The organism is Acidobacteriota bacterium, assembly GCA_016208495.1.
Lineage (GTDB): Bacteria > Acidobacteriota > Blastocatellia > Chloracidobacteriales > Chloracidobacteriaceae > JACQXX01.
In genome coordinates this window covers 17,098-39,745 of sequence record JACQXX010000073.1, presented here as the reverse complement: position 1 = coordinate 39,745, position 22,648 = coordinate 17,098, and the positions used below count along the sequence as shown (strand labels likewise).

General features: G+C 51.2%; 17 protein-coding genes. 6 read left to right on the top strand and 11 right to left on the bottom strand.

Translation table 11 applies throughout. The annotated features are described in order from the left end of the window. Positions 1-256: 256 nt before the first annotated feature. The 3 genes from HY774_14450 to hisE form a co-directional block, all read right to left on the bottom strand. Positions 257-2,107 carry a bifunctional homocysteine S-methyltransferase/methylenetetrahydrofolate reductase gene (locus HY774_14450; protein MBI4749685.1) on the bottom strand — a complete coding sequence of 617 codons (1,851 nt, stop codon included), beginning with the start codon at positions 2,105-2,107 and terminating at the stop codon, positions 257-259. 236 nt (positions 2,108-2,343) lie between these two features. Continuing rightward, on the bottom strand, positions 2,344-3,831 hold the full coding sequence (locus HY774_14445; GenBank protein ID MBI4749684.1) for a chorismate-binding protein: 1,488 nt from the start codon (positions 3,829-3,831) through the stop codon (positions 2,344-2,346). Positions 3,832-4,089: 258 nt separating this feature from the next. Continuing rightward, complete coding sequence (hisE, locus tag HY774_14440) at positions 4,090-4,815, bottom strand: phosphoribosyl-ATP diphosphatase (protein MBI4749683.1); 726 nt, start codon at positions 4,813-4,815, stop codon at positions 4,090-4,092. Positions 4,816-5,398: 583 nt separating this feature from the next. Here hisE and plsX point away from each other — a divergent pair. From plsX to fabF, 6 genes are all read left to right on the top strand, one after another. After that, a complete protein-coding gene (plsX, locus tag HY774_14435; GenBank protein ID MBI4749682.1) occupies positions 5,399-6,436 on the top strand; it encodes a phosphate acyltransferase PlsX in 1,038 nt (345 codons plus the stop codon). 158 nt (positions 6,437-6,594) lie between these two features. Further along, positions 6,595-7,575, top strand: coding sequence for a ketoacyl-ACP synthase III (locus tag HY774_14430; protein ID MBI4749681.1), 981 nt, complete (start codon positions 6,595-6,597; stop codon positions 7,573-7,575). A 138-nt stretch (positions 7,576-7,713) separates the two neighbouring features. Beyond that, positions 7,714-8,556: a hypothetical protein gene (locus HY774_14425; GenBank protein MBI4749680.1), complete on the top strand. Its 843-nt coding sequence runs from the start codon at positions 7,714-7,716 to the stop codon at positions 8,554-8,556. Between the two features lie 260 nt (positions 8,557-8,816). Further along, positions 8,817-9,746 (top strand): ACP S-malonyltransferase, encoded by a 930-nt coding sequence (gene fabD, locus HY774_14420; protein MBI4749679.1) that lies wholly within the window; start codon positions 8,817-8,819, stop codon positions 9,744-9,746. 169 nt (positions 9,747-9,915) lie between these two features. Next, complete coding sequence (locus tag HY774_14415) at positions 9,916-10,161, top strand: acyl carrier protein (GenBank protein MBI4749678.1); 246 nt, start codon at positions 9,916-9,918, stop codon at positions 10,159-10,161. A 21-nt stretch (positions 10,162-10,182) separates the two neighbouring features. Next, positions 10,183-11,424 (top strand): beta-ketoacyl-ACP synthase II, encoded by a 1,242-nt coding sequence (fabF, locus tag HY774_14410; GenBank protein ID MBI4749677.1) that lies wholly within the window; start codon positions 10,183-10,185, stop codon positions 11,422-11,424. A gap of 636 nt (positions 11,425-12,060) precedes the next feature. Here the strand turns inward: fabF and HY774_14405 are convergent. From HY774_14405 to HY774_14370, 8 genes are all read right to left on the bottom strand, one after another. Continuing rightward, entirely contained in the window at positions 12,061-12,882 is an 822-nt protein-coding gene (locus HY774_14405) for a Uma2 family endonuclease (protein ID MBI4749676.1), read from the bottom strand. Positions 12,883-13,032: 150 nt separating this feature from the next. Continuing rightward, on the bottom strand, positions 13,033-14,121 hold the full coding sequence (locus HY774_14400; GenBank protein MBI4749675.1) for a homogentisate 1,2-dioxygenase: 1,089 nt from the start codon (positions 14,119-14,121) through the stop codon (positions 13,033-13,035). A gap of 440 nt (positions 14,122-14,561) precedes the next feature. After that, positions 14,562-15,173, bottom strand: a complete 612-nt coding sequence (locus HY774_14395; GenBank protein MBI4749674.1) for a cytochrome P460 family protein — start codon at positions 15,171-15,173, stop codon at positions 14,562-14,564. A gap of 19 nt (positions 15,174-15,192) precedes the next feature. Continuing rightward, positions 15,193-15,555, bottom strand: coding sequence for a hypothetical protein (locus tag HY774_14390; protein ID MBI4749673.1), 363 nt, complete (start codon positions 15,553-15,555; stop codon positions 15,193-15,195). Between the two features lie 45 nt (positions 15,556-15,600). Next, on the bottom strand, positions 15,601-15,945 hold the full coding sequence (locus tag HY774_14385) for a hypothetical protein (protein MBI4749672.1): 345 nt from the start codon (positions 15,943-15,945) through the stop codon (positions 15,601-15,603). Between the two features lie 22 nt (positions 15,946-15,967). Further along, a complete protein-coding gene (locus HY774_14380) occupies positions 15,968-17,206 on the bottom strand; it encodes an FAD-dependent oxidoreductase (GenBank protein ID MBI4749671.1) in 1,239 nt (412 codons plus the stop codon). A 262-nt stretch (positions 17,207-17,468) separates the two neighbouring features. Then, positions 17,469-18,077 (bottom strand): RraA family protein, encoded by a 609-nt coding sequence (locus tag HY774_14375; GenBank protein MBI4749670.1) that lies wholly within the window; start codon positions 18,075-18,077, stop codon positions 17,469-17,471. Between the two features lie 90 nt (positions 18,078-18,167). Continuing rightward, positions 18,168-22,550, bottom strand: coding sequence for a tetratricopeptide repeat protein (locus HY774_14370; GenBank protein ID MBI4749669.1), 4,383 nt, complete (start codon positions 22,548-22,550; stop codon positions 18,168-18,170). Between the last annotated feature and the right edge of the window lie 98 nt (positions 22,551-22,648).

Sequence of the window (22,648 nt, the reverse complement as noted above, 5' to 3'; positions counted from 1 at the left end):
TCAGTAGTCAGTAGTCAGTAGTCAGTAGTCAGTAGTCAGTAGTCAGTAGTCAGTAGTCAGTAGTCAGTAGTCAGTAGTCAGTAGTCAGTAGTCAGTAGTCAGTAGTCAGTAGTCAGTAGTCGAGTGTTGGGGTTTTGAATTCTTTGTCAAGTGCATTTGATTCTATTTGAGTCAGTTATGAACAATTCTTCCCAAAAAATCTCTAAACCGAAACATCCTGGTTTTGTCTACTGACTACTGACTACTGACTTATCAACTATTGATTAACCTTCAGCACTTCAAGAACTTCCAGTGCATAGGGGACGCGGCCAAACGGAGCGCTGACTTGCACGCCCTGCACCAGTGGACGAATTTCTTCGAGCATTTCGCGGGCAATCGCCAGACCTTCGCGCTGGGCGGCTTCCTGGCTGTCAGCCTTGCGCATTCGGTCAAGAATTTCGGGAGAGACCACCACGCCGGGGACTTCGTTGTGGAGAAACTCAGCGTTGCGGAAGCTTGTCAGCGGCCAGATACCAGCAATCACTGGAATCCGGCAATGTTCGATCCGACGCAGGAAGTTTTTCAGCACATCAATGTCGAAAATCGGCTGGGTAATCGCATATTCGGCGCCAGCATCCACTTTCCATTCAAAGCGCCGCAATTCGTGATTCAAATCAATTGCGGTCGGGTTGACGCCAACGCCAATGAAAAACGAGGTCGGTTTGCCGACCGGGTTGCCGCCCAGGTCCATTCCCTGGTTGAGTTGGTTGACCATGTTCGTTAACCCAATCGAGTCAATGTCAAACACGGCGGTGGCATCCGGGTAGGGGCCCATTTTCGGCGGGTCTCCGGTAATCAAGAGCACATTGTGGATTCCAAGTGCGGCGGCACCAAGCAAATCAGAGTTCATCCCCAGCAAATTTCGATCCCGGCAGCAATAATGAACCACAGCTTCGATGCCGACTTGCTGTTGCAAAATCACCGACGTGGCAATGGCACCCATTCGGGACTGAGCACGCGGACCATCAGGCACATTGACGGCATCCACGCCCGCCGCCTTTAAAAGTCGAACACTTTCAATCATTTTCGTAGGATCGCAGCCTTTGGGCGGCACGACTTCGATGCTGGTGACAAATTCGCCGTTGACAATTTTTCGAGCGAAGTTTGATTTTTCGGCTTGTGGAACGGCTTCAATATGCGGACGGCTGTTGAAATCAATCTGGACGGCGTGATGTTCGTGGCGTTGCGCGGGAGAAAGTGCCCGGACGGCGGAACTGATGGCTTTGATGTGCTCTGGCGTCGTTCCACAACATCCACCAATAAATTTGACTCCGGCCTGGATCAACCGCTTGGCATATTTTGCCATGTAGTCAGCCGAACAAAGATAAATCTTGCGCCCCTGGTAATCGCGTGGAAGACCGGCATTTGGTTCGGCACAGAGTTTTAAATCGGTGACCAGGGCCATGCGTTCAATCGCTTCGAGCATGGGTTTTGGCCCAACGCTGCAATTAAGGCCCACAATGTCAGCGCCCCATTCTTCCAGGCGTTTGGTGAAGACTTCGGGGCTGGTCCCATATCCGGTGGTGCCGTCTTCTTGAATCGCCATCAGCGTGGCAATCGGAATTTCCTGATCCAGTTCGCGAACTGCCAGCATTGCCTGCCGAATTTCCGAAAGATCGGTAAATGTTTCCAGAACAATCAGATCCACACCGCCATCAAGCAATGCTTCAGCCTGCTCACGAAACATTTTGCGGGCTTCATCAAACGAAGTCGGCCCCCAGGGTTCAATGCGGATGCCCAGTGGACCAATCGCCCCGGCAACCCAGGCTTGTGTCCCAGCAACTTCGCGGGCAATTTTGGCTGCTTTGTAGTTGATTTCCTGGAGTAAATTGGCATGGCCAAAAGCTTCGAGCTTGGGGAAATTCGCCGCAAAGGTATTGGTTTCAATGATTTCAGCACCAGCTTTGATGTATTCGCGATGGACTTCCTGAACCAGCCCCGGATTTGAAAGGCAAATCTCGTCATAGCATCGGTTCACATAGACGCCCTTGGAATAGAGCATCGTTCCCATCGCACCATCAAAAACATAGATGCGATCTTCCTGCAGTGTTTCACGAAAAGGTTTCATATTGATTGGGGTTCCGGGTTCAGGGTTCCGGGGTCAGGGTTCGGGGGTTAGGGGTCGGGGGTCAGGGAAAGAAAAGGACGAAAGGGACTTAAAGGACTTAAAGGACATAAATTCGAAGACCCGGAACCCGGAACCCTAACAGGATGACAAGGTGACAGAATGACAAGGTGACAAGGTGATTTTTTTCATCCCTCATCCCTCATCCCTCATCCCTTCCGAAAACCCTGAACCCTGATTCACAGTTCTTTCTCAGCAATTTCGATGGCTTTGATCAATGTGCGGACCTGATTGACCGTTTCAACAAATTCTCGCTCAGGTGAAGAGTTATGCACAATCGTGGTTCCCGCCTGAACCAGTGCCCGTTGCCCTTTGACGACAATCGTCCGGAGCGCCACACAGGCATCCAGATTCCCGGAATAATCCAGATGGAGAACCGTTCCCCCAAAAACACCGCGCCGGACTGGCTCTAATTCATCAATCAATTTCATCGCTGCAATTTTTGGAACGCCCAGCATGGTTGCCATCGGAAAACAACCTGCCAGCGCATCAAACCGATCAGTGCCTGTGCGCAAAACAGCCTTGAGATTTGAAACCAGTTGAATCGCCTGGGTATTGCGTTCGACGTTGACCAGTTTGGTCACTTCAATTGACCCATAATCGGCAACTTTGCCTACATCACTGCGACCAACATCAACCATCATACTGTGCTGGGCCACTTCTTTTTCATCAGAACCGAGTTCGGCCCCGAGCAAATCGTCTTCCACATCGGTTTTCCCCCGCGCCCGCATTCCGGCAACCACCCGGTAATCAATCCGGCGGCCAGTACAGCGCAACAACATTTCGTGCGAAGCTCCCATCATCGAAACATCATTCATATTCAGGAAGAACATAAACGGCGAAGGGTGCACCATCCGCAAGGCACGATAGATTTGAAACGGATGACTGGCAATATTGAACTCAAACCGTTGTGCCAGCAGAAGTTGGAAGACATCGCCTGTATGAATGGCTTCCTTGGCCCGTTCCACCAGTGCCTGAAACTGATCTTTGGTCACACTTGATTTCAGCATTGGGGCTTCGGTTCGCTTGCGGCGGCGCGGCGTGACCGGCGCCATCATCATCAGGTTTTCAAGTTCCTCAATTTCGGCCACCGCCTGCTGGTATTTTTCCTCCAGTCCACTGGTTTGCCCATCGGTAAACACATTGCTCACAATCTTTATCTGTTGGAGCAAATGGTCAAATACCAGAACCGACGAAAAAAACATCATCACCCCTTCATCCATCTGGGTGTCGTCCTGAGCCTTGGCTGAAACGGCTGGTTCAAACCAGTGGTTGGCGTCATAGGCAATATATCCAACCGCTCCGCCTGCAAAATGGGGCAGGTCGGGAATATGCACCGGAATAAACCGCCCCATATATTTTCGCAGCCCTTCAAACAGGTTGACGTGTTGAAATTCGGTGACTGAATCACCTGTCATTTCCATTTCCACCCCATGACCCCGAGCGATCAGGTAGGGTTTGCTTCCCACCAGTGAGTAGCGGGAAATCTTTTCTTCACCGTCAACTGATTCCAGGAGAAACGAATAGGGACTTCGGGGTTGGATTTTCAAGTAGGTACTGACCGGAGTGTGTAAATCCGATGGAATGGTTTTCATCACCGGAATCACAGTTCCCTGTTCGGTCAATTTGAGAAAATCAGCATAGGTGGCAGGTGTCATGTCAGGCATAAAAAGTATTGGTCAGGATTTAGGGCAGTTGGGAAGAGTTCAGTGAATGAATCCTTGGGGAATGGCGATTGAAGTTCTGGTTGTTTTTGTCGCCTCGATCTGTTTGTGTTTTCTATTCTATAGATTTTCAGAATAAGAAACCACGGAATACACGGAATACACGGAAAATAAAACCAAATTTCTCAATAGTTTCTGAGATTTCCCACAATAGAAACTCAGGAAATATTTATCTGAAAAGCTATACCTCATTCTTCATTCTCAATTCTTCATTCCTGATTTTGGCTCTGATGGTTTTCCGACTCGTTGATTCAGTTCCAGCAGAATTTCCCGGAGCGGAATACCCCGGTCAACCAGTAACACCAGAATATGAAACAATATATCGGCCACTTCAGCCGACAGTTCCTTGGGTGAACCATTTTTAGCGGCCAGGATCGTTTCGGTGACTTCTTCGCCAATTTTTTTGAGGATTCGATCCAACCCGGCATTGAGCAGATAGGTGGTGTAGGACCCTTCTGGGCGGAGATGCTTGCGCTGTTCAATAAACCGGTACAATTGCTCAAGCAAAATACCGACTTCGAGCGCATTGACATCCACCACACCAACTTCAGGTACTGAGAGCGTAGACTTTAATGGATCTGACACGACGGATCGGGTTGGTGGAACGGCTGACAATAAACGGGCACGGCGGGCATCAGGTGATTTTGACTCATCCGCTACTGGGTCACAGACTTCAACCTGGATCCGCAGCCCTGTGCCTTCCGGGTCTGGGGCAATGTCCACCACGCGATGAACGTGACCAAATGACGAGCGCGAGCACCAGACTTCGTTGCGACTGGCACTATAAAACCACACCGTTCCCGATTGAACGGTCAGTGCCAGGCTTTCGGCGTTCATAAAATCCTGGACTAAAATTTGGTGCGAACGGGTATCCTGGACAGTTGTTGGAAGTAACCCCCGGTCATCAAACTTCAAGTTTCGAATCATAATCAATAACCTGTAGTCGGACTCAAATCACATTGAATCTGGTATTTGGGAATTGAAAACCTGGTACCTGGAATCGAAGAACGAGAACTCAGTGCGTGTGCCTTAGAACTACCACAATGCGTCCCTTCGGACAAGCACCCCCAGTTCATGCCGCACGCTCTGCTGCTCTGCGATTGACAAAAACGCGTATGCCCTTATAATAACGCACTTTTGCGCTCCTTGGCTTCCGCCCGAGTGGGTTCACCCATGTTGATGCCTTCCACTCACCTGTCTGGTTGCCCTCAATTGCACGGCTTCTGACCCACAAAATGAAGTTCGACCTCAAGTCAATTTTTGGGACTCAAGCATGTTTTTGCCAATCGGACCCGGAATTCACATCTCAGACCTTCCTTCGGAATGGATAGCTCAAGTGCCAAAAAAATCTATTCTTTTCAAGACTTTGTGCCAGGAGAGTAAAGGTCATGCCAAATCCAAAACGACGCCATTCTTCATCCCGCCGTGGCAGGAAGGTTTTTTCTAACCTGCCCCTCTCCGACGGACACCCGGTCGAATTCTTTCAGTTTTAGGAATTATCAAAACACGTATGCTGCGAGTTGCCGTTGATGCATTGGGCGGAGACCACGCACCCGCCAGCGAACTAGAGGGTTCTCTGCAAGCAGCCCGTCAATTGGGCGTTCATATTGTGTTGGTTGGGCCATCCGGGTTGATTGAAAATGCACTTCGTGACCTGGGGTGGACCAACGAACCAATCGAAATTGTGAATGCGACCGAAGTCATCACCATGGGTGAGGATGTGGCCCGGGCCGTTCGGCGCAAAAAAGATTCAACCATTCGTGTGTGCATGCAGTTACTCCGCGATGGACGGGTGGACGCCGTCGTCAGTGCCGGAAACACCGGTGCCGTGATGATGACCAGCGCGCTTCTGCTCGGCACCCTCGACGGAGTCGAACGTCCAGCACTGGCCATGATGCTTCCCACGGTTAATGGCCAGGGAACACTCCTGCTTGACGTCGGCGCGAATGCGGACTGTAAACCTGCCTTTTTGGAACAATTTGCGGTGATGGGTGGACTGTATGCGGAAAAAATTCTGCATCATCCGCGCCCACGCATTGGGTTGCTTTCCATCGGCGAAGAGGAAAGCAAAGGCAATGAAGTCACACGCGAAGCCCACAAACTCCTCAAAAGCTCCTCCTCGATTCACTTCGTTGGCAACATTGAAGGGAAAGACCTCTGGACCGGCTCGGTTGACGTGGCCGTGTGCGATGGATTTACCGGCAATGTGGTCCTCAAAACCAGCGAAGGGCTCATTGATGCCATTCAAAAGATGCTCAAAGAGGAAATGATGCGCCGGATTGATACCCAGGCGGGTGCCTATCTGGTGCGTCCGGCATTTCAGGCATTTAAAAAACGTCTGGATTATGAGGAATACGGCGGGGCTCCCTTGTTGGGAGCACGAGGAACGGTCATTATCTGTCATGGGCGCTCAACCGCCAAAGCCATCCGCAACGCGATCCGAGTCGCCAAAGAATCACTCCAACTCGAAGTCAACCGGCTGATCGAATCCGAACTTGCTGAGACCTATCAAGTTTCCAGCAAGCGCCGAAATTCCGCCAAACCCTAGAACTGAGGGCGGAAGACTTGATTTTCAGCCCAGGAACTGAGCGATGGCTCGTAGCCCAGGGTTTCGAAGACTCCACCCTGGGCTACGAGCCAACACCCGCTTCGCAGGTTAAATCCGAAGTCTCGCCGTAGTATTAGTTTCCAAGGAGATTCAGTGTTATGTATTCAGCAGGAATTGTCGGTACCGGGCACATGTTGCCAGAGAAAGTTTTGACCAATGCCGATCTTGAAAAACTGGTCGAGACCTCTGATGACTGGATTATGACCCGCACCGGCATCCGGGAACGCCACATTGCCGCAGTTGGCGAAACGACTTCAATGATTGCCTCGGCTGCCGCTCAGCAGGCCCTGGATGCCGCCGGCTTGAAAGCCACCGAAATTGACTTGATCTTGTGCGCCACGGTTTGCCCGGATATGGCTCTGCCTTCGACCGCCTGCTTTATCCAATCCCGGCTCGGGGCCAAAAAGGCCGCGGCCTATGATCTGGTGGCTGCCTGTTCAGGATTTTTATATGGCGTCACCACGGCCAATGCCTTTATTGCCACCGGGCAGGCCAAAAATGTGCTGGTGATTGGCGCTGAAATCCTGTCCCGATATGTTGATTACACTGACCGGTCCACCTGTGTGATTTTCGGTGACGGTGCTGGCGCTGCCATCATGACCCGTGTGGAAACTGGGCGTGGAATTCTGGCCAGTCGGATCCAAAGTGATGGCGATTTTGCCGACTATCTGTTCACTCCAGGCGGAGGCACCCTGCATCCAGCCAGTGAGCAATCACTTGAAAACCGGCTTCACTTTATCAAAATGCGCGGCAATGAACTGTTTAAAGTCGCTGTCCGCAGTATGACCGAAACCTCCCGCCAGGTGCTGGATGAAGTCAAAATGACTGCGGCTGACATTGACCTGTTGATTCCCCATCAAGCCAACCAGCGCATTACCGATGCTGTCGCAGAGCGGTTACAGATACCAGCCACGAAGGTTTATTCCAACATCAGCCGGATTGGCAACACATCATCAGCTTCAATTCCAATTGCCCTGGATGAATGTGTCCGCGTTGGTCGAATCCAGCGTGGAAACGTCCTGATGTTTTCTTCCTTTGGCGCCGGTGCCACCTGGGGCAGTATGGTGGTTCGGTGGTAGGTGAGTGAAGTAGCGCGAACCGAGAGCGAGGAGCGAACTGAGAGCGAGTAGCGAGTAGCGAGTAGCGAGTAGTCAGAAAAGAGCCAGTAGCAAGTAGCGAGTAGTCAATCAACAATTCAACAGAGCAGCTTCTTTCAAATGAGTTATCAATCTCTCAAAATTCAAAAAAACTGGCTGACCTCTCGCTTTCCTGGATTGACGACTCGCTACTCGCTACTCGCTACTCGCTCTCAGTTCGCTCCTCGCTCCGCTTCACCCCTATGTCTCTTTTTTTTCCTGGTTGGGCTCTGTTTCACCGTCAGTTGCAAAGATGGCGCCCGGCTTCCGATTGAGTCAGACCAGCGCGCAAAGCTTCAGGATCAAGTTGAACGAGGGGATGTTTCGGTGGATGGCATTGTCTTGACCACCAATCCGGAACAGACCATCTATGGGCGCAACATAGATTTCAAAATCACCAATCAGACCGATCATCCAATTGCAGTTGCCATCCAAGCCGGTACAGTACTGCGGAGCGAAAACCAGCAGTACTACACTAACCTGGTGGTCTCATCGAACGAACAGGTACTGATTGCACCAAAGAGCCTGAGAATCATTACAGTTGAGGTTTTTTCCATCAATTTCCAGAAGTTTTCACCTGTTCGCTCAACCAAATACAGTTTGGGAAATCTGATTGAAGGCGATGCCAAAACTTTTCTTGATTGCTTTGCTCGACGGCGGCCTGAAACCGGGGTTTCCTCATCGGCTCTGTCACAACCGGCACCGACACCCGCCCAACCCGGCAAAGTTGATTTGGCCCCAGTTCAGCTTGTTATCTGGCTCCTGACCGACAAAATGGATCGCCCTGCCCTGCTCAAAGCGGTTTCCAATAACCCCCAGTTGAAAGGTGGACAATACAGTCAGAGTGTCAAATATTATGACACCATGGCGCCATTTGTTCAGAAACTACTGGATGACTGCGGGTTGGGCAAATACAAATTCTGAAAGTCAGTCGTTGATGAGTTAGTTGTCAGTAGACCAAACCCGGATATTTGAATTCGTCAAATTCTTGAAAAGAATTGTCCCTAAATAACTCAAATCGAACTAAATACACTTGACACAAGTCCTCAAATCCCAACACTCGACTACTGACTACTGACTACTGACTACTGACTACTGACTACTGACTACTGACTACTGACTACTGACTACTGACTACTGACTCATCAACTCATCACTAATCACTAATCACTAACCACTAACCTATGGGATCAATTGCCTTTTTATTTCCTGGACAGGCTTCGCAGTATGCTGGCATGGGCAAAGCACTGGCGGAGACCTTTACTGACGCCCGCACTGTTTTTGAAGAAGCCGACGCCAGTTTAGGTTTTTCGATCAGCCAGCTTTGTTTTGAAGGCCCGGAAGCGGATCTGGCGTTGACAGCAAACACCCAACCCGCGATTTTGACCGTTTCGGTCGCCGCCTATCGTGTTCTGGCCAGTCAGGGCCTGACGCCAGCTTTTGTGGCGGGGCACTCACTCGGCGAATACAGCGCGCTGGTGGCTGCTGGAACGCTGTCATTAAAAGATGCCGTGGTGGCTGTTCGGCGACGTGGCACCTATATGCAGGAAGCCGTTCCACCCGGAGTCGGCGCGATGGCGGCAGTACTCAAAGCCGATCTGGCCACTATCGAAGCCGTCTGTGCCGAAGCCGCCCAGGATCAGGTCTGCAGCCCGGCCAATATGAATTCACCAGCCCAAATCGTCATTGCCGGCCACGCCGAAGCCGTCACCCGTGCCGCCGCGTTGCTCAAAGCCAAAGGTGCCCGCGCCGTGATGCTCCCCGTCAGCGCTCCGTTTCATTGCGCGCTGATGAAACCGGCTGAAGAACGACTGGCGGTTGATTTAAACCAGCTTGATTTTGCCGATCCGGCATTTCCAGTGGTGGCTAACGTCAATGCCGACCTGGAACGAACCGGTGCCGAGGCTCGCGCCAATCTGATTGCTCAAGTCTGTTCACCGGTCAGATGGGTGGGCTCGATTCAAAAACTGGTCGCCGAAGGCGTGACGACCTTTGTTGAAGTCGGCCCCAAAACCGTGCTTAGTGGTTTGGTTCGCCAGATCAACAATCAGGTCAAAGTTCTCAATTTTGAACAGCCGGACCAGTTGGAAGCGGTCCGTGAAGCCTGTTCCTAAACTGGTCGGCGGGATTGGCGATGCGCTTGCAAACAGGCACGTTCCCGCTTCCCTGGCAGCTTTCGCAAGTTGAATCTTTCGATTGTGACTTGCTTCTTTGAACCAAAAAAAATAAGGTACGCAAAATTTTTTTCACAAATCAGGAGGAAGGACCTTTTTTATGTCAGATATCTCAGCCATTGAAGAGAAGGTGCGGCAAATCATTGTCGAAGAACTGGGGGTTGATGAAAGCGAAGTCACTCCGAAAGCCCGGTTTATTGATGACCTGGGCGCCGATTCACTCGACACGGTCGAACTGGTCATGCGTTTTGAAGAAGAGTTCGGAATTGAAATTCCGGACGAAGATGCTGAAAAAATCACCAGCGTCCGCGAAGCCGTCACCTATATCGAAGCCCACCTCGAATCACTCAAATAGTCCCGTTTTTTGGAGGCCCCTGTGAAACGTCGCGTTGTTATCACCGGAGTCGGCATTGTCAGCCCCGTGGGGAACACCGCTGAAGAAACCTGGGCAGCGTTGTTGGCGGGTCGAAGTGGGATTGGTCAAATTACCCACTTCGATACCACCGGGTTTTCAGTCCACATCGCAGCCGAAGTCAAAGACTTCGATCCGGCAAAATTCATCGAAAAAAAAGAAATCAAGAAAATGGATCCTTTCATCCATTACGCCATTGCGGCATCGCAAGAGGCATTGGATGACAGTGGTCTCAAAATCACCGAGGACAACAGCGAACGGGTCGGTATTTTTGTCGGTTCGGCGCTGGGTGGGTTCACGATCATTGAACGTGAACAGACCAAATTGTTTACCGGTGGCCCAGACCGTATTTCGCCCTTCTTTATCCCATCATCCATCATCAACCTGGCGGCGGGTCAGATGTCAATTCGATTTGGCATCAAAGGTCCAAACTCGGCGGTTTCGACGGCCTGTGCGGCTGGGGCGCATTCGGTCGGAGATGCCTATCGCATCATCCGTCGGGGCGAATGTGACGCCATGCTCTGTGGTGGCGCCGAAGCCACGATCACGCCCATGGGTATTGGCGGGTTTGCCGCTATGCGTGCCCTGTCAACCCATAATGACCGGGGACCACAAGCCAGCCGGCCATTTGATCGGTTGCGGGATGGATTTGTGATGGGTGAAGGTGCGGGGATCCTGGTGCTTGAAGAACTGGAACAGGCCCGTGCTCGCGGTGCCAAAATTTATGCCGAAGTCGTCGGGTATGGAATGTCGAGTGATGCCTATCACTTTACCCAACCACCTGAAGACGGCGACGGTGCCCGGCGTTCAATGCACAATGCCCTGAAAGATGCCGGTGTTGCGCCTGAGCAGGTTGGCTATATCAATGCTCATGGCACTTCGACACCGTTGAACGACAAACACGAAACCGCTGCCATCAAGGACCTTTTTGGTGACCATGCGGCCAACCTGAAAGTCAGTTCAACCAAATCCATGACCGGGCACTTGCTTGGTGCCGCCGGAGCGGTTGAAGCCTGTGTCCTGGCGTTGACATTGCGTGACCAGCACATTGCCCCAACGATCAATTATCAAGAGCCAGACCCGGATTGTGACTTAAATTATGTTCCCAACCAGTCTGTGCAGGCCGATTTGACCTATGCACTGAGCAACTCGTTCGGCTTTGGCGGGACAAATGCCTCATTGCTGTTCAAACGGTTTGAAAATTAATACCAGTTTGTAGTCAGTAGTCAGTAGTCAGTAGTTCGCTAAGTTTATTTGGTTGAATCACTTGACTGTTTACTCATACCAGAGTTCCATCACAAACTGGTATCATTCACGCTTTTATCTTCTTTTTCCAGGTTGAAGCCTGGTGGCAGAATCCAAACTGCCACCGGGCTTTTTTCATTTGGGACTGAAGACTTGGGGCAGAAGAAGTCGGATTAGGAACTGAGAGCTGCTTTCAGGTGGAGTTTTTGGTTGTGCACCGCGAAGCGTTGCGGTTCGGATAGCTGGTCGGTTGGCCGCTTTGGGCCTACCACCGGACACGAAGGTTCTCTTTTTTTCCCTGCGTCGCCCGCGCCCCAGGGCGCGGCGACGCAGGGAGAATATGGGAAGAATAAACTCTTTCCCGGTGGTAGCTCCCAAAACCTCGCAACCGACCGGCTATCCGAACTGCAGCCTTTCAGGATGCTCAATCCGACCTTTCCGTAACGGAGTAACTCAAAGAAATAGAGTTAAGCTACTGACAACAAATTGATATTATACCATTTTGGAATGAACCTATCGCATTACGGAAAAGCTAAATTATTGAAAAAATTGTATTTCCCTTAGCCCTTAGCCCGATACCCTCAGCCCCAAATGGTATTATTTCCCAACCGTGTCTGGATCAATGCCCAGTTCCCTGAGTTTTTCGGCGAACAACTGGGCCCGCGATTCAGCGGCTTCCCTTTCCGCCTGCGCCTGTTTGGCTTCAGCTTCAGCTCGAATTGCCCGCTCATCTCCGGTTGGGAGCAGTTCCCCTTCGCGGCTCCACCAGCGCATCCAGGGTAAGTCAAACCCAAAATACAAACCCTGCCAGAGTCCCAATTCCACACCCAGTGGTTCAATCACATATCGCCCCAGCTCAGTCGGCGGGAGCAACCGATAGGTTCCATCCACCAAATGGTGCATTTCAATAATGGATTTCTCAGGTTCATAAATACCATAGAACGGAATCCGCAATGCCTGTTCATAGATCCAGAATTTCCCTTTGAGCGGCGTTCGGTCTCGTTCTTCTGAGCCATTTCCGGAAACAAACTCCAGCGCAATCAACGGCGCAATGAATTCTTTCCACATCACGTAGGACCGCCGGGGTTTTCCATCCAGTGCTGGCGAAACACCAACGACCAAAAACCAATCGGGAGATTCGGCACCGCGCTCCGGTGGGTCCATGTTCAACCGCCAGTAAATTCCGCTGTCCTGGCCAATACAATACTGACCATCTGGAAACCGCTGACTTAATACTGGACGGAGGGTCTCCGTCAAAAGGATACTTTGTGGGTGCTCCTGAAAGTTTTTCACAAAAGTTCCATCTCGATCTGGAAGCATGGTGTGATCTGGTACCGCCAATCTCGGTTCCGCAGCTTCCAGGACTCGTTGCCCAGGACTAACACTGGTTTGGGTTATCGGATTGACGACACTGGACATATCCATTCCCCCTTTTTAGGGCTGAAGAAAATGGGCTCAGGGCTGAAGGTATTGGGCTTGAGGCTGAGGACTGAAGAAGTGGGGTTCAAGACAGAATCACTCAATTTCTTCAGCCCTCAGCCCCAAGCCCTTAGCCCGACGCCTTTAGACCTACGTCCGCCAGGACTGATGATATTCGAGCCATTCAAGCGCCGCTGCCGATTCAGCGACTGTCAAAGGCCGTCGGGTGTCAAGCATCACCGCGTATTCATCGGTGTGGGTCTTGCCTGGCGCCCAGCTCTTTTCAATTGCTTTTGGGTGTGGCCCGTGATGGATGCCAACCGGGTGGAAGGTAATCATTCCCGCCGTGATGTTGTCACGGCTGAAGAAATCGCCGTCGTGGTAAAACAGCACTTCGTCAAAATCAATGTTGCGGTGCCAGAACGGAACGCGCATCGCCCCTGGTGTTTCTTCGAGCGGGCGCGGCACAAACGAACACACCACAAATCCTTTTCCAACCAGCGTGGTATGCACACTCGGCGGCAAGTGTGCCCGGTGGCTCATAATTGGGCAAAAATCGGCGATGTTGAGCGCCCAGGGAAACAGGTCGCCTTTCCATCCGGCAATATCAAGCGGGTGAAATGGATAATAGACTGAGGTGTATTCGCCTTCGCGCTTGATGCGGACTTCATACTCGGCCTGGGTAGCGGTTACGGGCGTTGGATCCGGCACCCGAACCGCACTGGCATCATAGAGCGAATACTGACCAATAATGCCCCGGCTGGGTTGCTCAAGGGGTGTTCCATTGGTTTCGATCAAGACGAAAAAGCAATCCTGGGCCAGGTCAAACCTGTAGGTCACACCCCGTGGCAGGACCAGATAATCTCCACGTGAAAAAGTCAGCGGGCCGTAATCCGTTTCCAGAATCCCGGCGCCTTTATGCACAAACCAGATTTCATCACCATCGCCGTTGCGAGCAAAGTGATCCATTGACTGCGTCCAGGTGGCAATCGAAAACGAGACATCATTGTTGTACAGCAGCGGCGTTACCTGATTGGTACCCGATGCCTCAATCCGATTGGCATCAAACGCCCGTGGTCGGCACGGACCTTCAATGCGGGTCCAACTGGTCGGGGGATGATTGTGGTAGAGATGCGAAACCGGGCCGAAAAAACCTTCACGTCCGTGCTGCTCTTCAAACGTACCTTCAGGAACATTGACGTGAGCCTGTTTGGTTGTCTTTCCTTTGTTGTAGTACATACAAGAAATGCTCCAAGGGGGTAAAACCAGTTATGAAGGATGAATTATGAATTATGAATTATGAAGCGGGTAAATAGTTATAATTCAATCAGATAGATTTTTCATAATTCAGCGGATTCAGTTCATAACGGGTAAGATTTTTTGATTTCTCGACACAGAGGTGTTGAGCACATGGAGGTTGGCTCAACGTTTGGGCACCCCCTACTTTGTCTCAATCGTGAATTCCCTTGCAAGCAAAAGCTTAATTTCTCGGGTTCCGGGCTCGGGGTTCTGGGTTCCGGGCAAACAAACAAAAGGACAAAAAGGACATAAGGGACATAAGGGACATGAATTCGAAAACCCTGAACCCTGAACCCTGAACCCTGAACCCTGAACCCTGAACCCTGAACCCTGAACCCTGAACCCTGAACCCTGAACCCTGAACCCTGAACCCTGAACAGTTACAGCCGCCGTACCCCACGCGCCATATAGGTTCGAAAGACAAAATCCTGCGCTTTTTGTGGAATGTGGCACCCTTGACAGGTTTCAAGCTTCCCCTGGGCCTGAACCTTTTTCGCATCACCGTCAATGGCAGCAAATTCCCAATCACCAGCCTCCGGGTTAAAACCAGCCTGACGTTTGATCATCACGGTCAGCAGTTCCGGCTGGGTGCTTTCACGGGTCGGATGTTTTGCCTTCACAATGATCGAACCAACCGGGAATTTGGGTTCCACGGCTTCGGTCAGCGCCTGGCGACCAATTTCGTTGACATACACGGTGATGAATTTGTCTTCGTGGGGATTGGGGGTTGATGTTGGCGGTGGAACGGGAGCAGCACACAACACGGCTGTTCGATTGGGGACAAGATACGGACCAGGATTGGCTTTTCGCCACCCGGTATAGCCAGCAATTTCATTGAGAATGGAAGCAGGTGGTTGGGTCTGCACCGCCACACTGTTTTTTGGGCTGGGAGCATCAGAAGCGGCTGAATCAGCGCAGCCAGTCACGCCAAAAAGAATCAAATGAACCAGGGCCAGGGCTAGAATTTGAAGTTGTCGAACTCGAAACGCCATATTCACCTCGATTGAATATTCAGGGTTGGTCGGACTCAAGCCGATCAAGCCGGTCTTCCACTTTTAACACCCGTTGTGACGTCCCAATCTGGGCTGTCACCAGCCCACGAGCCAGATTCCGCATCTCCTCGGCAATCGAAATCATTTGATTGATACCATCTCGCATCTCCTGACGATCTGCTTCAGCCTGCTCCTGCATTTGCGATTGAACTTCTCGCATTTGGGATTGAGCATCCGCCAGCATCAGCACATCTTTGGTCAGTTGGGCTATCGAAGCATTGGTAGTCGCCTGTGCTTCTTTGAGCAGTTGAATATCCACGGTAAACTGAGCCTGCTGTTCAACAATAAATTCCATTTTTCGATTCAGTTCGTCATCTGTCATGTTCGTCTCTCCTTTTCAACCCCAGGCCAATTTAAAGCCTGCCCTTTAGGATGAGGACCCAGATTCCAGCCGATCAAGCCGGTCTTCCACTTTTGAAACCCGTTGTGACGTCCCAATCTGGGCTGTCACCAGCCCACGAGCCAGATTCCGCATTTCCTCGGCAATCGAAATCATTTGATTGATACCATCTCGCATCTCCTGACGATCTACTTCAGCCTGCTCCTGCATTTGCGATTGAGTATCAGCCAGCATCAGCACATCTTTGGTCAGTTGGGCTATCGAAGCATTGGTAGTCGCCTGCGCTTCTTTGAGGAGTTGGATATCCACAGTGAACTGGGCTTGTTGTTCAATAATAAATTCCATTTTTCGATTCAGTTCGTCATCCGTCATTTCCATCCCTCCTTACTCAACCTCAGAATTTGCTCAAATCCCGGCCAAAAATGAAGGTTTTGAACCAGTCAAACAAGACCAGGACTTTGTTTTTCAGGCTGACGAGTCTTGTCAAATAGGCTGAGCGCCAAAACAGAAACGTCGTCATTCCACTGCCACGCACCCCAGCCATTGGGATTTCAGCCAGAGCCTGGCTTTCCCCAATATAAGCCAGCATCCCCAAATTCACAAATTTAAACGGTTTCGGCTGTTTGTCACGGGCAACTTTATTGAGAGCTTCCGCCAGATATTTGCCCTGTTGCATCGCAAGTTGAGCGGTTTGCGGAAGCTGAATGCCGGTAATCGTCGCGCAATCACCCATGGCATAAATCGTCGGTTCAGCCGTAATCTGCAAGAATTCATTGGTGAGAATCCGCCCGGAACGGTCTTTTTCAAACGGCAGCGACTTGATAAACGGTGTTGGTCCATAGCCGGTGGACCAGACAATCAACCCGGTTGGAATCACCTCACCGGTTTTGAGCTTAAGAAAATCGGTCCCGACCTGTGCCACCGGGGTTTCAAGCCGGAGTTCGATTCCCTGCCGGTTAAAGTGTTTCTTGGTGTAATCGCCAAGGGTGACGTCAAATGAGTTCAAGACCGATTTGCCGGCTTCAAACAGTGTGATTCTGACCTGATTGACCAGTTCGGGGTAGCTTTTCTTGAGATCATCATCGAGCAAGTCGTGGAGTTCAGCGGCAAATTCGATGCCGGTTGGTCCGCCACCAACCACAACAAAATGCAGGTATTTGTCGCGCTCTTTTTTGCTAATGCCGGGAACGCTGGCCCGTTCAAGGCAACTGACGATGCGTTCGCGGATGTTGCGGGCATCAGTTAACTCTTTTAAAAACAATGCATGTTCGCGGACACCAGGAATATTGAAGGTGTTATTTTCAGCACCGACTGAAATGACAAGCTGGTCATACTCGACACTAAACTCGACCTGATCGTCTACGCTTTTGCAATGAATGATGCGGTTTTTGTCGTCAACGCGGGTACAGGCCCCTTGAAGAAATTTGACGCCACGGCGGACTTTGCGAATTGGTTCGATAATGCTGCGAAATTCAATTGTTCCAACCGTGGTGCTTGGAAGCAGCGGAGTAAACAGAAAATGATTGCGGGGACTGACTATCGTTACATCATAGGCTCGAAGATTGATCTTTTTGACCAGACTCACGGCGGCAAAGCCAGTCCCTAAAATAACCAGACGTTTTTTTGAAGACACAGTAGCAGGGGCTCCTTTTCGGGTTCGGGGTTCGGGGTTCAGGGTTCGGGGTTCAGGGTTCGGGGTTCGGGGTTCGGGGTTCAGGGTTCAGGGTTCAGGGTTCGGGGTTCAGGGTTCAGGGTTCAGGGTTCGGGGTTCAGGGTTTAGTGAAATACGATTGAATGATTTCAAAATGGTACAAGGAGATTTCTGAATGAAACCAGTCGAAAACCCGGAACCCGGAACCCGGAACCCGGAACCCGGAACCCGGAACCCTAAGTTCTCACAGTGAGAGTCCTAAAATGTCGGCAAAGCGTTCTCCGGCTTCAAGCCGTTTGATGATGCCGGCTTCACGTTCTTTCAGTGTGGCAACTGTTTGGAGCAATCCATCCAGAATTTCAGAAGCAAAAACTGCAACTCCGTGAATATCAGCCAGAATGACATCCCCAGGATTAACTTCAATACCAGCTAGCTGAATTGATTCATTGACTTTCCCCCGAAAATCCTTATTTGATTTGCGGGGATTAATTCCAAGGGCAATGACTGGAAATCCCAGCGTTTCAAATTCATCTACATCCCGCACCGCCCCATCAAGGACCAGCCCGGCGATCCCTTTGGCCTTAGCCGCCACAGCCATCAGGCCGCCCCAGTGACCAAACGCCGTGTTTCCGTCAACCGAACCGACAATCACTGAACCTGGTGGGCAGTGATAGAGCGCCTGATGCATCGCCAGATTGTCGCCACCTTTCCCGCCGATGGTAAACACGGGGCCGCACACTTTGGCGCCGGTCCAGACCGGACGCAAATCGGTTGTAATCTGCACCTGATTCCCGCCCACATCACTGATTTCCGGGACGGAACATTCCGCCAGTTGTTTGATTTTGTTTTCCATAACTCTCTCCTGGTTCTACTTTGAAAGTATTGATTTCTAACCACTAACCACTAACCACTAACCACTAAATGGTTTCTTCATTCTTCATACCTAAAGCGGTTTCCAGTCACCCGAAAGGATAAAGCTGGCCCAGTAGTAGGGATGTCGTCGCACCGGGTTTTTCAGTAGTTCCAACCGGACCTGCCGAAGTGCGGCAGAACGCCCAACTCCGGTTTTCAAAAGCTGATAATACCGGCTCATTAATTCCTGAGTACCAGCATCCGAAACTGGCCACAGGCTGACCAACTGACTTTCGGCACCGGCCAGGACCAGCGCCCGACGCAAACCGTATACGCCATCTCTGGTTTTGATGTCTCCCAATCCACTGTCACAGGCCGAAAGTACCACCAGCCGGGTCCCCCACAAATCAAGCCCAGCCACTTCGAGCGCGGTTAATACCCCGTTATTGGTCTTTGTGGTTGGCTGGTTTGCCCCAGCAAAAAAGAGACACGACCTGAGCAATGGATTGGTCTGACTGAAGGATTGCAGTACCAACCCGCGTGACTCATCAGTCCGCTCCAGAAGCCGTATTTGATCGTTGACCAGATCTGGTCCTGTCGCCTGATCTTCCAGGAAGGCACCATGGGTACTGATGTGTAAAAACAACGGGCGGTGCGTCAGGGTCAAGACTGATTTGGTGGCCTGGCGATCAAGGTAAACCACGGATTGAGGAAACGTTGCCTTGAGTTGTTGAGCCTCTCGTTCAGTTCCTTCCAGACGGGTAAGGGGCTCAAATTGGAGTCCAAATAATGCCGGCCCTTTTCCTTTTGCATAGTCTGGATTGGCAATAATTAACGGAGGTTGTTCGCTGGGAATGTGTGATTGAAGTCTCAGCAAATCCCGGCCACTGGTCAAATATGAAAATTCATAGCGCTCGACCAGATATTTTCCCTGCTCATCAACAAGGGCATCAAACGGGATTAAATTGAGGCTGCCATCCGGCGACAACAGAACCCGAGTTTTTGCCCCCAACAGATGGCGAACCGGCTGAAAAATAAGCTTCTCCAGCTTTCGTCCCAGTTCTTTGAGTCTGGGCTTTTTTGATGATTGTCCAGAACCTAAAACCAGCCGCCGCCCAGGGTCGGCGGTAACTGACTGAAGTTCCTGTCGAAAAGCCTTGATGACCGGTTCGATTTCACTGGCTTCCCCCAGATCGGCCCAGAGCAGGGTTCCAGGTTCCGGGTTTGAAAAGCCGGGTTCCGGGTTCCGGGTTCCGGGTTCCGGGTTTTCAGTTTTATTCCGTTGATCTTGGTCCTTGTGATTGGCCACAGGTTGAAGATGCTGAATTTGAGAGTACTGATTTTTTGTTGAATCAAGCCCTGAACCTTGAACCCTGAACCCTGAACCCTGGGTTTCTGGCCCTGAACCCTGAACCCTGAACCCTGAACCCTGGTTTCCTGTCCCTGAACCCTGGTTTTTCAGCACATAGACAGCATAATGCGGCGGGTTAAACGTGTCCGTCTTTGGGTCATAGGGGTGGTAGAGAGCAAATTCGACCAGTGCGGCATCGGCTGGAATCAACTTCTGAATGGACTCTAAAGTAATCGGTGTGGTTTGGACTTTAAACTCAACACTGCGGGCGCTGATCTGGGCTTCAAGCTGTTCAGCCTGTTCATTGAGCGCTTTTAAGGTTGCCAGATACCGTTGACTTGAGTCTTTGCCTGGCCCCCGGAGTGTTAAAACCGAAATTTGTGATCGCAGCCGAAACAACTCATCCAGAATTTTCCGGTCTTCGGGGGTGGCACGCTGACGAACAATCTCTATCGCATTGGTTGCGGCATCGAGCGCCCGTCCTTTGCGGCGAAGCAGCATCGTCAGTGCCGATTGTGCTGCTTCGGAACTCTTTGGGGCAAACTGCTGGTTGAGTGAGAGGGCGGTATCTACCTCATTTTGGGTGAGTTTCAAGTACGATATCTTTTGGCTTTCAGAACCGGTGACCAGGTTCCTGAGCAGGTCCCGTTCGCGAATTTCACCGCATTGCGCCTGATAGCGAATGGCCTCCCCTACCTGATTACGGCCTAAAGACATCAACGCCAGTTTGCTGAGACAGTTTGCCCGTTGTGGGTGATCTGGCCCCAAGGTGGTTTTGACGATTGCCAGCGCACGGGTGAGGTGGGCCTCGGCTCTGGCAAAGTTTCCCTTGACCCGATACACATTTCCAAGATTCAACAACGTGAGTGCAATATCCGGATGATCGGTTCCAAAGGTCTTTTCACGAATGGCCAGCGCCTGCTCATTGAGGAATTCAGCCTGAGTTAAATCACCTTTGAGGACCATCAGGTTGGCCAGGGTTCCCAAACTGGCAGCCACATCGGGATGGTCCTTCCCAAAGTTTTTTTCGCGGATCGCCTGGCCACGCCGAAGCAGGGGTTCGGCTTCCGGATACTCGTGTTTTAAAAGCAATACCATCGCCAGATTGTTTAACGCCGAGGCGACTGATGGATGGTCAGGACCAAAGGCTTGCTCAATGATGGCCAGTGAGCGTCGGTGCAGGACTTCAGCCTGCTGAAAGTCCCCTTTGTACCGATAGACCGTTGCCAGGTTATTGAGCGTGCGGGCAACCTCTGGATGGAATGGGCCAAGCTTTTTTTCAAGAATCGCAAGGGCCCGCTGATACAGGGGTTCTGCCTGGGCAAAATCCCCTTGCGCCATATGGATTCCGGCCAGATTGGTATAGATATTGGCGGTTTCCGGGTGATCCTCCCCCAATGCTGTTTCAAAAATCGTCAGCGACCGCTGAAACAACGTCTCAGCGTTTGGATAGTCACCCAGTTCACGGTATAGCTCCGCTAAATTATTGATACTGGCTGCTGTTTCCGGATGAGTGCTCCCCTGTGTTTTCTCACTGATGGTGAGTGAGCGTTGATAGAGCACCTCGGCTTTTTTAAATTCGCCCATGTCTTTGTACAGACCGGCCAGATTACTCAGTGTCGCTGAAACCCCTGGATGATCAGGGCCTAACGCCTTTTCATCAATCTTCAATGACCGCTCAAAAAGTGATTCAGCTTTCACATACTCACCTTTTGTCCGGTATAGCAGTGCCAGATTGTTCAAGGTCGAGGCCACGGATGGATGATCTTTACCCAAAAGATGCTCATTCATCGTCAGTGCCCGCTGATAGAGCGCCTCAGCCTGAGCGAAGTCGCCTTTCGCGCTGTACAACGTCGCACCATCATTGAGAGCTTTGGCAATCAACGAGTGTTCTGGACCCAGGCTTTTCTCAAGGCTGGCGAGTGACCGTCGAAAGAGTGGTTCTGCCTGTTCGTACTTGCCCATAATTCGCAGCAACGTAGCCAGTTCATTGAGACTCACCGCCGTTTCCGGGTGATTGGGTCCTAACACTTTCTCACGCAGGACAACCACCTGCTGGTACAGTTTGAGCGAACGGTCATAGTTGCCCATTACCAGACAAAGCCCAGCCAGATTGTTGAGGCAGGTGATGGTTTGCGGATGTTCCGGGCCAAGTGTTTTTTCCCAAATTTCAAGCGTCCGCTGGAGCAATTGTTCAGCCTGATTAGTCTTGCCCATCGCCCGGTACAGCATTCCCAAATTATTGAGCATAGCGCCGGTTTGTGGATGCTCAGGCCCAAGTGCTTTCTCAATAATTGAGGAAGATCGCTGATAGTACCTGAGCGCGGTCTCAAAATCGCCTTTGCTCTTATAGAGCTGGCCCAGATTGTTAAGTGTGATCGCCGTATCAAGATGCTCTGGCCCAGCTATCTTTTCACAAATCGCCAGTGCCCGTTTGTAGAGAGATTCCGCTTTGGAAAAGTCATCCGTCGAAGCAAACACATCCGCCAGATTGTTGTAGGCCGCGGCGGTATCCATGTGCTCCGGTCCAAATATTTGCTCAGCCAGGGTTACCGCTTGTTGCAAAACTGCCTGTGCGTTCTGATATTTTCCAGCCTGACGAAGCGCCGTTCCCTCATTTAAAAGCCGGTTAAATTCGTTCCCGGCTTGAATCTGACGGGCTCTTTTTTGATCTTGCGGCGTTGCCCGGTGCAAAGGTTCACATTTGACCTGATACTTGCCCGTCGAAGCAGCCGGGTCGGGGGCTTCGATCTCAAGAGTGTAGGTTCCCGATTGGTTCACAATCAGCACGACTGGTTCCGGACCGTCAGGACCATTTGGACTATCAACCTCGATGAGTTGTTTTCCACCTGGACCAAGCAACCGGACCACGACATCAATCCCCTGCTGCTCAACGCTCAAATCAAGGAACTGCCGGGCTTTTAAACGAATTTGGAAACGATTGACCTCTCCGCCTTTGAGTTCCTGGTCAATGACCTTGCCTGGAACCAAGACTGGTACATCGGAATTGTGTTTTTGAAATGGAGGAAGTGATGGCCTGAGCGGTTGAGCTCCAAAATCCACTCCACCCGGCCCGAAAATCAATACCGCAGTCAGCGCGGCGTGCCTTACAATTGCCCGCATTGAAACTCCTATCTGAATCCAATTGTGAATATATGGATTATGAGCAGTCTAATACCAGTTTGTAGTCAGTAGTCCGTAGTCCGTAGTCCGTAGTTCAC